We start from the raw sequence: 13,213 nt of genomic DNA on the forward strand, positions 1-13,213 counted from the left end.
GAGATAAAAAATTACTCAGTCCGGTTAAAGAAACTAGACCGCTTCGCTTTTAATATTGTGTTTTTCAAAGAATGCCACCATTCAAAAATTTTTAAAAGCAGCGTATAGATAGTAGTAAAAAGTTTTGAATTATTAAAAATACCGGGTTCAGGTTCGTACGTTAAAATCTTTATCGGACACCACTGATAAAATTTCTTAAAGCCAGGACAATTTGGTGACTTTTTTTTGACCATCAATAAAGCCCAGTAAAAGTTATAAATTTCAGAAAAAGGATAATTTATATTTGTGCTACAAAATCTGCAAAGACTTTTTTATGTAATTCCAGATCAAGGTTGGGTGAAACAGATACCCGGGCAATATAATCCTTATCATCTTCCTTAGTTGTTCCCTGGGTAGAAGTGGCAGGAATTGTCCAATAACATCCCTTCAACTGGCCATAACTAACACAATATTTGCTTTCATTAGGAATATTAGTGATCATCATATGGATCAGCTTATTATTCAGCGCCCGTTTATAAACTTCCCTTTCTTGTTCACTCTCTCCTCTTGTTGGCAGATCTAAAGAAAATACTGAAGGTGTAAATCCCTCTTTAGCCAGGTCTTCTGAAACAAAATTGATCTTCGCCTCAGGTAAAGTCTTTTCAATGAAGTTAACAAACTCGCGGGTATTCTTATATGCATCCTGAATTCGCTGATTCATCGACGGTAATTGTTCCGCCAAAATTTTCACCTGAAGATCTGTTGCCCCGTTATCACATATTTTTAAATGCCTGTCTATTTTATCCATCAGAGATTCCGCTTTATTATTAGCCACACAGTAACCGGCAGTACATCTACCTCCGCTGGGAAATTTGGAACCACTCACATAAGAAATCGTCCTAACCTCTGAAAGTATCCCATCTTCTCCACAGAATTGTACATTGGGACAAAAAGTTTGATCTAAAATAAATACCGGATCTATTGCTGTTTCGCCAGTCGCAGTTTTACGTTCTTTTGCTAAAACTTTTCTCAATTTTTCGAGATCGGGTACTTCTACCCTGGGATTGGTTGGAATCTCTGCAATTATATAAGGAACTGCACCTTCCTTAGCTACACTATTGAGCACCTGGTCTGTACTTTGCACCATGTCGTTCTCCCCGTCCACCGGAAGGTCAAGAATCTCTACATTCCCAAGACAGGCTGCTACCCTTCTAGCCTGGTCATTAGTACCTCCATAACAATTTGGAGGAACGATAATTTTTATCGGTTTTTCCGGATGTTTTTCCATTGCATCATCAATAAGCCCCATCATAATCGCGTATTGTACCGAAAGTCCGCAGGAACCAAGAAGTACTTTTGAGCTGGTAGCGGTGATGATGTGAATAGTATCAACCACTTTTACTTTGTTTTCCTTATCATTGAATTTCTCTCGAGAGAATGTTGAGTTGCCTATCAATTGCTGTAGGGCAATATGGCAATCTGCAGGGGTCATGGCAATACTTTCCCTTCTTCTTACATGCTGAATTTCGGGTATATACTGTTCATTTCCTGAACCGTTTACCAGGACTATACTTCCCAATTCGGCAAGTAGACTTATATAAAAGTCAATATTCGAATTTAGATCTACATCTGTAAGATCATCCTCTTGAGAAATAAAAATTCTGCTACCATTAAATTCGGGTACTTCCTGGGCACTACCTATTTTTTTAAGTTCGAAGGAATATCCATATACTTTTTCAAGGCTTTCAAAATCAAAAAATTCTGGTAATTCCCCAGTATAGCAGATCAGTGTATTCTTTTGTTCGAAAAGATTCTTCCGAAGCACCGCCATAACAGGCATCATCCTGGAAGAAAAACTGATAACGTAATCAGCTTCAAGGCCATTCAGTTTCGCAATCCCCCATTCCAAAATGGTAGATAATGGATGTCCAAGGCGTATATAATCAAAGGCTGTAGGTAATTCACTCAATGCCGATTTTTCAGCATTATTGGTATTATATAAATCTTCAAACTTTTCGAGAAATTCAGTTTTTGCAAGGGATTCATTATAAATATCCAGGCGATGGGTAGTTAGCTTAAGCCAATCTATGGGCATATTTTCAACTACCTCCTCTAAATACACACGTATATTCTGCTCTTTCATATTCTTTAATTAGATCGGCCGGGAATATAACTGAATTAGCTTATTTTTAAAAACCTCCTCCCTTTTATTAATATAGATTTATAATTTCAGAAGAAGTTGGCATGTACTATAAATTGCAGGTAAGTATACTATTCCAGATAGATGAACTATATAAGTCTAGACTAGAATATCAAAATTCTTATTTTTTAAATATGGATTTCCAAAGTTTTTTACCAAGTCCGACGATTGGAAGCATTAAAAAACCAACTATAAGCCCCACCAGGAATTCTCCCAGTATCGAAGGTAAATTATGCACAAGTTCATGAATAAAATGAATATTATGAACAAATATTCCACCGGATACAAGAATTAGAGCTATGGTTCCAATAATACTTAGCGATTTTATTATCCATGGAAGCGCATTGACTAGAAAACGACCAATCTTATCAGAAAAACTATCCTCACGTTCGTTCAGATTAATCAGCTTCAAACCAAATTCATCCATCCTTACAATCAGTCCAACAATTCCGTAAACACCAATAGTTGCAATAATTGCAATTATAGAAACCACTACAATCTGATTTAAAAGCTCGGCTTGCTCTACGGTGCTAAGTGCGATTATGATAATTTCTACCGATAAAATAAAATCTACCAGGATTGCAGATTTAATCTTTTCCTTTTCATGTTCTAACATTTCTTCTTTTGAGAGCCCCTGTAAATTGTGAACATCCTCTTTTTTTGTATGAGGAACTATCCATTCATAAATTTTATGAGCTCCTTCATAGGCGAGATATAATCCCCCTATGATCAGAATTATTTTAATAGCGATTGGCACAAATGCGCTGAGCAAAAAGGCTATGGGCAGAATAATCACTTTATTAAGGAAAGATCCCTTCGTAATTGCCCATAGAACGGGGATTTCTCTATTAGAGAGAAATCCGGACGCCTTCTCTGCATTAACTGCAAGATCATCTCCTAAAAGTCCTGCCGTTTTTTTTCCTGCGACTTTACTCATTGCCGCAACATCATCCATGAGCGTTGCAATATCATCTAATAAGGCAAAAAATCCTGAGGCCATAGAATATTATTTAGTGTTAGAGTCAGGAAAGTTCCATATTTTAAATGGATCCAAAAAATTATTCTTTGCTATATAGTTGCTAAAAAAATACCTACCATAAGAGAGCTGCATTCAATTTTAATGGTCCAGCTGAAACCAGAAAACCTTAAGCTTCTTTATAAATCGCATACTTCGCAATTGACATTTTGATTCCTTCTTTATCAAGTTCTTTTTTAACGACTTCCAGTTGTTCCCAATATGCACGCCAGTATTCATTTATATTATTTATGTATCCCCGCTCTATAAAATGCTTCTGAAAGAATTTCTTATAAAAAGAAATACTACCTTAACAACTGTATTTCAATTAGTTGCAGTCAGACTCTAATTTATTTCAGATTATAGAAAATGAAGATCACTATTTATATTACTTTGGTTTGCCTGGTTTTATCAGGCTGCAGCGCTTTTAAAGCTGATCCAACGAAAGAAGCTCACGAAAAGCTACTGGAGAATCCTCAAACCTATAAGAACTTCAGAGGATATGAACCGGTAGATCCGGTAGAATTCGAGGAGAAGATCCTTATCGCGGACGGAAATAGTTTTTTGGTTTCTAAGGACATAAAACTTCTAAATAGAGAAGAAATCCTGGGATTCCTTAATAATGAGACTGTTCTGGTCTCGATAGCCGAAATCAGCAGGGAAGGTGATTTTAATTATTTGCCTATAAGTTTTTCCAGGAAGAATACGAGTTATAAAGTGACTATGGATTATATGAAATATGCCACTTTAGCCCAGGTTTCCGATACACAGTTCATCGGTTCCAAAAGAGTCGGGGTTGGTTTGCGCCTAATTTCTTTAATTACCACTGCCGAAAGCGGTATAAATATAAGTGATCTTTATTCCATTGGTCTGGCTGCTAAAGCGGGCAAATTGAGCGGAACACTTATCATTGAGGTTATTGGTATTAAATCTAAAGAAGTCACAACTTTAATTCCTTTGCCTTCCGAAATTAACCAGACCACCATTCAGAATGCCATGCAGGCCCTGGCGACTATCAAATCTAAAATATATGATGAAGAAACCAGTCTTTATCCCCAGGTAATGGCCATCAAAGAATATGAAAATAAAAAGGTTCAACTAGTAGAAAATAATATGGAAAACAACCTTAAGACATTGGAAGAATTTGATGATAGAGGGATCCAGCTACAATTCGGCAACATCAAATTCAGTTCTGAAGCAAGAAAAGAAGAAGCCTCGCAGCTTCTCTCCGGAGCTTTAAAGAGCATCCTTGAAAAGAATTTAGATAGAGCTATAGCTGAATTAGAAACCTACCATCAGGAATTTCCGCAGTATTCCCTGAATGGCCTCATGGACAAACTCCTAAAGAATCGAAAAGCACTACTGAACAAAAATGCCAGTGAATGGAAGGAGGTTTATGAATTTATTCTAATCAACTATCAAGAAAGACTTTCTTATGCTACCATAGAAAAACTGAAAAATCCTTAGAACATATAGAATCATATCTTCATACATGAAAATATATTGGATTTTTTCCTATCATTTGGATAATTTCCAATTAAGCAGTAATTTTCCGGCATGAAAAATGTCAAATTCGCCATTATTGATATTGAAACTACCGGCAATGGGATCAAAGGAAATAAAATCACAGAAATTTGCGTGATCATAGTCCAGAATGCTAAAGTGATCGAGGAATATTCCTCTTTAGTAAATCCCAGTCAGGCCATTCCGCTCTATATTGAAAGCCTCACTGGTATTAATGATGAAATGGTAAGTAATGCGCCTCATTTTTCAGAAATAGCCGATGAAATTGATAAGATAACCAGAGACTGTATTTTTGTTGCCCACAATGTGAATTTTGATTATAACATTGTGCGGGCAGAATTTGCAGATCTGGACATGGCCTTTAAGAGGAAACGCTTGTGTACGGTAAGGCTCACTAAAAAACTAATCCCAGGTTTGTTTTCTTATAGTTTAGGTAATATTTGTACTTCTATAAATATTCCCCATATAGACCGGCATAGGGCCAAAGGAGATTGTGATGCGACGGTGACCTTATTTAAAAGGTGCCTAACGCTGGACCCGGAATTTGAAATTATAAATCAATTGCTCAATCAAAAAACCGCAGCTTCATATTTACCTCCAAACTTTAAAAGTTCAGATTTTGAAAAACTTCCTGCCGCTACCGGTGTTTATTTTTTTAAAGATAAAGACGGAAGACCTCTTTATATAGGTAAAGCAAAAAATATTAAGAGTCGGATTAAATCCCATTTTCAGGAAAAGTCAAATCGAAAATATAAGCTGATGCAGGAAACTTACAGCATCGACTATGAGCTTACAGGTAGCGAACTACTTGCCTTACTAAGAGAATCTGAATTGATCCTGAAGTATTTTCCAAAATTTAATAAAGCGCAGAAAAAAATATCCAGACCGTATACACTTACCTCCTATCACAATCAAAAAGGAATTGAACAATTCGCTCTACATAAAAATAAAATTGCTCCTGTAAGCTGGATGAAATTTTATACCCGTGAAGAGGCTATTAAATTTCTGGAATATGTATGTGCGAAATTTGAATTATGTCCAAAATATTGTGGTTTGCAAGCTGGAGTGAAAATTTGTGATCACTATAAAATCTCGACTTGTAGTGGAATGTGCCAGGAAGAAATTTCAAAAGAGGAATATAATCTTAGAGTAGCTAAAGCCATTGAGTATATCGAAAAATTCGATGACTCCTGCCTAATACTTGAAAAAGGCCGAACCAGGGAAGAAAAGGCTTTTATCTACCTTAATAAAGGAAAGTATGCAGGATATGGTTTTATATCGCCTACTGAAGATTTCAATCATCCTGAGGAATTTAAAAATTTTCTTACCCCCTCCAAAACTTCCAGTTATGCTGACAGGATTGTGAGCAGCTACTTAAACACCAAGAAGAATCTTTCAAAAATCACCCTGAACACAGAGAACGAGGAAGAAGTGAGAGAAAAAGAAATATGGTTTGTTTAACCTGAATTCTATACCAGTCTTATTCTCACTTTTTTCTTTTTCAACCTGGAATTATTTAAATTTTTGATAATATCCTCAGCTTTTGCAGCTGCTACAGATACAAAGCTGCAATCCTGTTTTAATTCGATAGCCCCCAGTTCATCTTTATTAAGGTTTCCCTGTTTGAAAAAAAGACCGGCAATGTCACCTTTCGATATTTTATCTTTTCGCCCTCCGGAAATAAAAAGGGTTTTCCATTCGGTTTCTTTTTTTATAGAATTAGCTTCTAGATTTTGAACTGAAGATTCCTGAATAAATTCTGGTAATTCTTCTTTCTCCCATTTCAGAACATAGGCTATCCCTTTTACTTCCATCCTGGCCGTTCTGCCGTTTCTATGAGTAAATTCTGCTTCTCTTAAAGGAAGCTGATAATGAATAATAAAATTAAGCTCAGGGATATCGATTCCCCTGGCTGCGAGATCTGTGGCGATAATAATTCGATGGGTTCCATTCCTGAATTTTATCAAAGCTCTTTCCCGGTCCTGCTGTTCCATTCCTCCATGAAAAATCCCGTGGGGAATATTATTTTCTGAAAGAAAATCGCTAACAAACTGAATACTATCCTTGAAATTACAAAAAATGATTCCCGGTTTATTGCCAATATGGCCAAGTAAATTTAAAAGACTATCCAGTTTATCCCTGTTCTTCGAATTAACCGTTTTTACTTGAAGAAGTGGTTTTTCTTCAGAGAGATAATTGATCTTTTTAGCATCTTTCATACCCACAAAACGAGGAATTTCCACATGCTGCGTTGCCGAAGTCAAAACACGTTTTTTGATAGTAGGCAAAAGCTCAAAGATTTCATACATTTCTTCTTCAAATCCTATTTCCAGCGATTTATCAAATTCATCCAATATAATAGTTTTGATAGTTTCCGAAGAAAAAGTTTCTCTGCGCAAATGATCTGCCAACCTGCCGGGAGTCCCTATAATTATAGCCGGTGGATGTTTCAACTCGATCCTGTCTTTAGCCGATGATCTGCCCCCATAAACGGCATTCGCTTTAAAACCGGTTCCCATTTCACGAATTACCTGCTCTATTTGTATCGCCAGTTCACGGGATGGAACCAGGATCAGTGTCTGAACTTCTCTAATTTCGGCATCTAATTCATTAAGAACTGGTAAAAGAAAGGCGAGTGTTTTTCCGGTACCGGTAGGCGATAATAAAATAGTATTGTTATTGGAGCTTATTGCTGCACCCGCTTCTTTTTGCATCGGGTTGAGCTTTGATATCCTCAGTTTTTTAAGAATTTCTTCTTCAGATTTGATATTATTGGCCATGCCGTAAAAGTACAGCTAAATTGGTGAGTTTATTCAGTTTGAAAACTTTTACCTTTGGCCAATTCCAAATTCTGAAAATGCACCCGAGTAATATTCATCAAGCTCCTTATAATTTTGACGCCTTAACTCAATCTAATCCAGAACTATCAAATTTTGTCTTTCTGAATAAATATGGAACAGAAACCTTAAATTTCGCCGATCCCGAAGCGGTACTTCAGCTAAATAAGGCATTGCTGAATTTTCATTATCAGGTTGAAAGCTGGAGCATCCCGAAGAATTATTTATGTCCGCCAATTCCCGGCAGAGCAGATTATATTCATCATTTAAATGATTTGCTTTCAGAAGAAAATATACAGGGAGAAATTAAAGGCATTGATATTGGGGTGGGTGCAAATGCAATCTTTCCCATTCTGGCAAGTAGAATCTATAATTGGAAAATGATAGGGACAGATATAGAAAAAAAATCGGTTGAAATTGCCAGGGAGAATGTTATTTCAGATAAAAAGCTTTCAAATAACCTCAGCATTGTTCAGCAAAAAGATCCCGGTAGTATTTTTAAAGGAATTATAGAGGAAGCTGATTATTATCATTTCAGCATGTGTAATCCTCCTTTTCATTCTTCGGAAAAGGAAGCTCAAAAAGCAAACTACCGAAAAATTAAAAATCTTGGCCTGGAGCACCTTAAAAATTTAAATTTCGGCGGACAGGCGAACGAATTATGGTGCAATGGTGGTGAATCCTTATTTATAAAAAGGATGATCAAAGAAAGTCTTTTGTTTAAAAAACAAGTCGGCTGGTTTACCTGTCTTGTTTCAAAAAAGGAGAATCTTCCGAAAATCTACAAACAACTGAATAAGATAGACGCCGATTTTAGAACTGTTGAAATGAGCCAGGGCAATAAAAAAAGTAGATTTATCGCCTGGCGGTTTGAATAAGGAGGATTGCTAAAAATGAATTATTTAAAGTATATTGTTACGTATATCGAGATTACTTTTAAAAAACGTGGTCATAAAGGCTTTTATATGAATGCACTTTATAATTATAAACGGGCAACAAACTTTTCTCCTGTTATTGAAATATCAAATTTTTCTCCTCTACTAATTCAGAAAATGTTTACTGATAAACCTATATAGAAATGGAGAAAACCGATATTTTCTATAAGGTGCATCTCAGGTTGGAAAAAAAACTACCAGCTAATCTTTTCTACCACGATGCAGCCCATACCAAGGATGTTATAGAAAAATCTGTTTTTCTAGCTGAAAAAGAAAATTTAAGTCCTTCTGAAATTAACCTGATAAAAGTTGCTGCTTTATATCACGATGCCGGTTTTATTTTAGGCAGGGAAGAACATGAAGAGAAAAGCTGTAAGCTCGCCACTAAAGAATTGCCGGAATATAATTTTTCAAAGGCCCAGATCAAAACTATCTGCGGGATGATCAATGCAACCCGAATTCCACAAAAAACGAGTAATCTATATGAAGATATAATTGCTGATGCCGATCTATTTTACCTTGGAACAGAAAACTATGATTACTTTTCCAATAAATTATACCTCGAATTAAAACATGACCGCCCTGAACTGACCCAAAAAGAATGGGTTAAGATTCAGCTTGATTTTCTAAAATCGCACCATTTTCATACAAATTTTGGAATAAAAGTGCTTGAGCCGGTAAAAAGAAAACATTTAGAGAAAATCACTGAGATGTGGAAAAATTTTGATTAATAAATAATTAAATTAGGCTTCAGTTTTTACGGGTTTACCCTCAGTAGGATAATTAAAAAAATAAGTATAACTTTAAAGTTCAAAGTTTTGGTTATGGAGTAAGTATACAGCATAGGTGAATTTTCAACCTTATTCTTTAACTAACCAACTCAAAAAAAGGGATAACTTTCGTTATCCCTTTTAAATTTTTTATTAAACTTATTTGAAGAGCTTCAAGGCTTAAAAATAACAACCACCTTTTCTTCTTCCTGGATTTGCAGCACTGTCAAATATCTTAAAGCTTATACTAAGCAGTATTTGATTTAAACGAGAATCATCAAAATTTGCCGTGTTGATTCCAAAACCTTCATTGCCGCCATTCACTATATTAATAATATAAGGCTCTTCTGAAGCTAAAGTGCGATCATATCTAAGATCAAGCTCAAACCTACCAAAAGCCGCTTTTATCCCAGCCTGGGCTGCCAATGGATTATTTTGAACAACAACCGGTTGATCCGGTTCGTTTCCTTCCAAGGAAGCATCCAGTATTTTTTGATAAGCAGGCCCTCCATAAATATCTATTGGTCCCCATACATTATAACCGAAAAGTAAGGGAACACTTACTTTTTCAACTGCATATGTAGAGGGTTGGGTAGGAAATTGAAATTCTGTTTCCATTGCGCTATAAATAACTTCAGGGCGAATAAGAAATTTGTTAAATCGTATCTCAAAAAATCCTCCCCCGTGATATTTAAATTGGGAATCGGCTTCTACGGTTCCAGCAAAATCGGTCCCGCCGCCTACTCTACCCGTTATCTGACCTCCCATTACATAACTGGGACCTCCCTTAATTCCGAAGCTAAATTCCTGTGCATGAGATACAGAAAAGCATAAGAATCCAATAAAAAATAAGTAAAGTGCTTTATTCATAACTATAGTATAATTCGCGGACAATCGGGGTTAAATATATCAATTTAATAGACTAATCAAATACTCCATTCTATATTTTTAACGGAAAAAAATATCTTTCAGTATATCATAAATAAAAAAGCACCATGGTGAATGGTGCTTTCTATATATTGGTAGTTTAGTTAATTAATGAACGATAATTGCATCTGCATTCCCATCAGGATCTCCATTTACAGTTCCATCAGTAGTAAAATTACCCAGAAAGATAACTCCGGCAGCATGAGGTGCAGCCATGGATGTACCACTAATAGTATTATAACCTCCATCTTTCCAGGTAGATTTAATAGCGACACCAGGTGCGGCGAAATCTACAGGTGGATTTCCAAAATTAGAGAATGACGCCCAGTTATCACTGGAATCCATTGCAGAAATCGTATAGATATTAACACCGTTTACACGGGCTGGTGAATGATTATTAGCATCATCACTATCATTTCCTGCCGCAAGTACAAACTTAACTCCATTAGCAGAAGCCGCCTTTACTGCATCATCTACGGCTTGAGAAACTGGACCACCTAAGGACATATTGGCTACATCCCCTGTATTTCCATTAGCACCAACATGGTCCACCCCGGCAATAACTCCAGAATATGAACCGCTACCTCTGCTATCCAGAACTTTTACAGGCACAACCGTTGCACCAGCAGCTACTCCAACTACTCCTACATCATTATTGAGTGCAGCAATCGTCCCAGCAACATGAGAACCATGACCGTTTCCATCATCTAAAGATTTTCCATCTTTACCTGAAGTAAAAGCATTAAAACCAAGTGACGCATTTACATTCAGATCTTCGTGATCCAGGTCTATCCCAGTATCTACTACCCATACTACATTTGAGCCGGTATAATTTACACCACCATTTACACGAGTAATACCATAAGGAATTTCCTGTCCTGTGGTTTCTCCTCCACCGCCACCGGCCCATGATGGCGGTGCATAGGTAACAAATTTATCTTCTTCGATATAATCTACTTCCTTTCTTTTTCTAAGAGCTTCAACTCCTTCAGCATTTAATTTTATGGCAGCACCACTTAAGGTTTTGCTATAAACGTTCAACACCTCTCCCTTAATATTGGAGTCGGCCATAAGCTTTAAAGTTTGGGATTTCATGTTTTCCTGAGCCTTTTCATAACTCAGTTTACCATTATCCATACTTTTAATAAAGTCTTTTTTGTATACCACAATATACTGTCCGGGAATGGCCTGTGAACTAGAAGCTCCAATCACTTCTGCTTCTTGAGTTTGAACCTGTGAATCCTGATTACAGGACATTAAAAAAGTAGCAGTAATAGCTGCCACTCCTAATACTTTCAGCGAATTTAATTTCATTAATGATAAATTTTAGGTTAAAATTTGGTTAATAATAAAGCTAAAAGTACATTTTAATCGACGAAATCCAAATTTAGATTCATTTTTATTCGAAAAATGGCAAAAAAAATGGCTATTAAAATAATAGCCATTTGTAACTCGTTTGTCTGCTTATCAGTTTTCCGTTTCCCCTTCCCATTCAGAAAATCCTCCTAATAGATTATAGGTTTCATTAAATCCCATTTGATCTAATAACGTACAGGCCTGCGAGCTCCTTTTTCCAGAGCGGCAATAAATATAATAATGTTTGGATCTATCTAACTTTTCTACTTCATCAATAAACCCCTGTCCTTTATAAATATCAATATTTTTCGAATTCGGGATATATCCTTCCTCCACTTCTTCTTCTGTACGTACATCCAGGATCACAGAATCTTTATCATTTTTCAGTTGCTTCTGCCATTCTTCCTGATTTAATTCTTGCATGATAATTAAGTTTTACTATTGATTTTGTAAAGATAACTTATTTTTTTAGCTGGAAAATCTGAAACTGCCTCTCCTAAAAATTTAACAAAATATTAAAATCATTGAACCAAAAATCATCTTATATTTGTATGTACAAATATTGTTTATACAAATGAAAATTGAAGAGCTACTAAAAACAAATAATGATATGCCAGATTCAAAAAAACTGGTATTGAATATTATTGTGACTGCAAATTTTATAAGTGAAAAACTCACGGAAGTATTAAAACCTTTCTCCATTAGCAGTCAACAGTTTAATGTTTTAAGGATTCTTCGGGGACAAAAGAATAAACCTGCCAATCTCTCTACAATTCAGGAAAGAATGGTGTCAAAAATGAGTAACACCACAAGACTAGTAGATAAACTGGTAGAAAAAAACCTTTGTGAAAGGATTGTTTGTCCTTCCAATCGTCGAAAAATTGAGATAAGGATCACTTCAAAAGGTCTGGAATTATTAAAAAAACTGGATCCTCTTATTGAGGAAATAGAAAACAATATTGCAGGAAAAATCAACAAAAAAGAAATTTTATCACTTAACACTAAATTAAATGAACTTAGAAGTTAAAACTCAAAGCAAATACAACGAAGATCTTAACTGGAGATATGCTACCAAAAAATTTAATCCTGAAAAAGAAATTAGTCAGGAAGATCTGAATATTTTATTAGAAAGTGTTCAATTAACCGCCTCTTCCTATGGCTTACAACCCTATGAATTAATAGTGGTGAAGAATCCGGAAATCAGGGAAAAGTTGAAGGCTGCGGCCTGGAATCAGACTCAGATAACAGATGCCTCTTATCTCCTGGTCTTTGCCAATCTTCAATCGGTTACTGAATCTTATGTTAGTACTTATCTTGATAATATTGCCAATACCCGCAATTTAACCCGGGAAGATCTTAAAGGCATGGAAGACATGATAAAGAACACCACTTTAAAGCTTCCTGCTGAAAAGCAACAGGAGTGGGCAGCGAAACAGGCATACATTGCTCTTGGAAATTTATTATCTGCGGCAGCAAATTTAAAGATTGACACCTGCCCTATGGAAGGTTTTGATGCTGGAAAATTTGATGAGATCCTTGGCTTAAAAGATAAGAATCTCACAACAGCAGTTATCGCACCTATTGGTTACAGAAGCGAAGAGGATAATTACCAGCATTTAGCCAAAGTGAGAAAATCAAAAAAAGACTTAATAGAAATAATTTAATCTAAA

General features: G+C 35.9%; 12 protein-coding genes. 6 read left to right on the forward strand and 6 right to left on the reverse strand.

Features of this window, described 5'->3' with window-relative positions; genetic code table 11:
- Positions 1–277: 277 nt before the first annotated feature.
- Complete coding sequence (locus Q1K34_RS07425; RefSeq protein ID WP_300436634.1) at positions 278–2,122, reverse strand: PLP-dependent transferase; 1,845 nt, start codon at positions 2,120–2,122, stop codon at positions 278–280.
- Between the two features lie 178 nt (positions 2,123–2,300).
- Positions 2,301–3,179 carry a DUF808 domain-containing protein gene (locus Q1K34_RS07430; RefSeq protein ID WP_300436637.1) on the reverse strand — a complete coding sequence of 293 codons (879 nt, stop codon included), beginning with the start codon at positions 3,177–3,179 and terminating at the stop codon, positions 2,301–2,303.
- Between the two features lie 384 nt (positions 3,180–3,563).
- Here Q1K34_RS07430 and Q1K34_RS07435 point away from each other — a divergent pair, with 384 nt between their 5' ends.
- Both Q1K34_RS07435 and Q1K34_RS07440 read left to right on the forward strand, forming a co-directional pair.
- Positions 3,564–4,661, forward strand: coding sequence for a hypothetical protein (locus Q1K34_RS07435; RefSeq protein ID WP_300436640.1), 1,098 nt, complete (start codon positions 3,564–3,566; stop codon positions 4,659–4,661).
- A gap of 90 nt (positions 4,662–4,751) precedes the next feature.
- Entirely contained in the window at positions 4,752–6,179 is a 1,428-nt protein-coding gene (locus Q1K34_RS07440) for an exonuclease domain-containing protein (protein ID WP_300436643.1), read from the forward strand.
- A gap of 8 nt (positions 6,180–6,187) precedes the next feature.
- On the opposite strand, the gene Q1K34_RS07445 is transcribed toward Q1K34_RS07440, so the two are convergent.
- A complete protein-coding gene (locus Q1K34_RS07445) occupies positions 6,188–7,498 on the reverse strand; it encodes a DEAD/DEAH box helicase (protein WP_300436647.1) in 1,311 nt (436 codons plus the stop codon).
- A gap of 77 nt (positions 7,499–7,575) precedes the next feature.
- Here Q1K34_RS07445 and rlmF point away from each other — a divergent pair, with 77 nt between their 5' ends.
- Both rlmF and Q1K34_RS07455 read left to right on the forward strand, forming a co-directional pair.
- Positions 7,576–8,433 carry a 23S rRNA (adenine(1618)-N(6))-methyltransferase RlmF gene (gene rlmF, locus Q1K34_RS07450; RefSeq protein WP_300436649.1) on the forward strand — a complete coding sequence of 286 codons (858 nt, stop codon included), beginning with the start codon at positions 7,576–7,578 and terminating at the stop codon, positions 8,431–8,433.
- A gap of 200 nt (positions 8,434–8,633) precedes the next feature.
- Positions 8,634–9,221: an HD domain-containing protein gene (locus Q1K34_RS07455; protein ID WP_300436653.1), complete on the forward strand. Its 588-nt coding sequence runs from the start codon at positions 8,634–8,636 to the stop codon at positions 9,219–9,221.
- 219 nt (positions 9,222–9,440) lie between these two features.
- Here the strand turns inward: Q1K34_RS07455 and Q1K34_RS07460 are convergent, their stop codons facing one another.
- The 3 genes from Q1K34_RS07460 to Q1K34_RS07470 all read right to left on the reverse strand — a co-directional run bounded on the left by Q1K34_RS07460 (position 9,441) and on the right by Q1K34_RS07470 (position 11,966).
- Positions 9,441–10,130, reverse strand: coding sequence for an outer membrane beta-barrel protein (locus Q1K34_RS07460; RefSeq protein WP_300436656.1), 690 nt, complete (start codon positions 10,128–10,130; stop codon positions 9,441–9,443).
- 165 nt (positions 10,131–10,295) lie between these two features.
- Positions 10,296–11,501 (reverse strand): S8 family serine peptidase, encoded by a 1,206-nt coding sequence (locus tag Q1K34_RS07465; protein WP_300436659.1) that lies wholly within the window; start codon positions 11,499–11,501, stop codon positions 10,296–10,298.
- 153 nt (positions 11,502–11,654) lie between these two features.
- Positions 11,655–11,966 (reverse strand): rhodanese-like domain-containing protein, encoded by a 312-nt coding sequence (locus tag Q1K34_RS07470; RefSeq protein ID WP_300436661.1) that lies wholly within the window; start codon positions 11,964–11,966, stop codon positions 11,655–11,657.
- 151 nt (positions 11,967–12,117) lie between these two features.
- Between Q1K34_RS07470 and Q1K34_RS07475 the strand changes: the two genes are divergently transcribed.
- Both Q1K34_RS07475 and Q1K34_RS07480 read left to right on the forward strand, forming a co-directional pair.
- The gene (locus Q1K34_RS07475) at positions 12,118–12,570 is read left to right on the forward strand and encodes a MarR family transcriptional regulator (RefSeq protein ID WP_300436663.1); all 453 of its coding nucleotides are present in this window, start codon (positions 12,118–12,120) and stop codon (positions 12,568–12,570) included.
- On the forward strand, positions 12,554–13,207 hold the full coding sequence (locus tag Q1K34_RS07480; RefSeq protein WP_300436665.1) for an NAD(P)H-dependent oxidoreductase: 654 nt from the start codon (positions 12,554–12,556) through the stop codon (positions 13,205–13,207). Before Q1K34_RS07475 ends, Q1K34_RS07480 begins: the two co-directional genes overlap by 17 nt.
- Positions 13,208–13,213: the final 6 nt, after the last annotated feature.

The organism is Christiangramia sp., from assembly GCF_029937855.1.
In the GTDB taxonomy this organism is placed as follows: domain Bacteria; phylum Bacteroidota; class Bacteroidia; order Flavobacteriales; family Flavobacteriaceae; genus Christiangramia.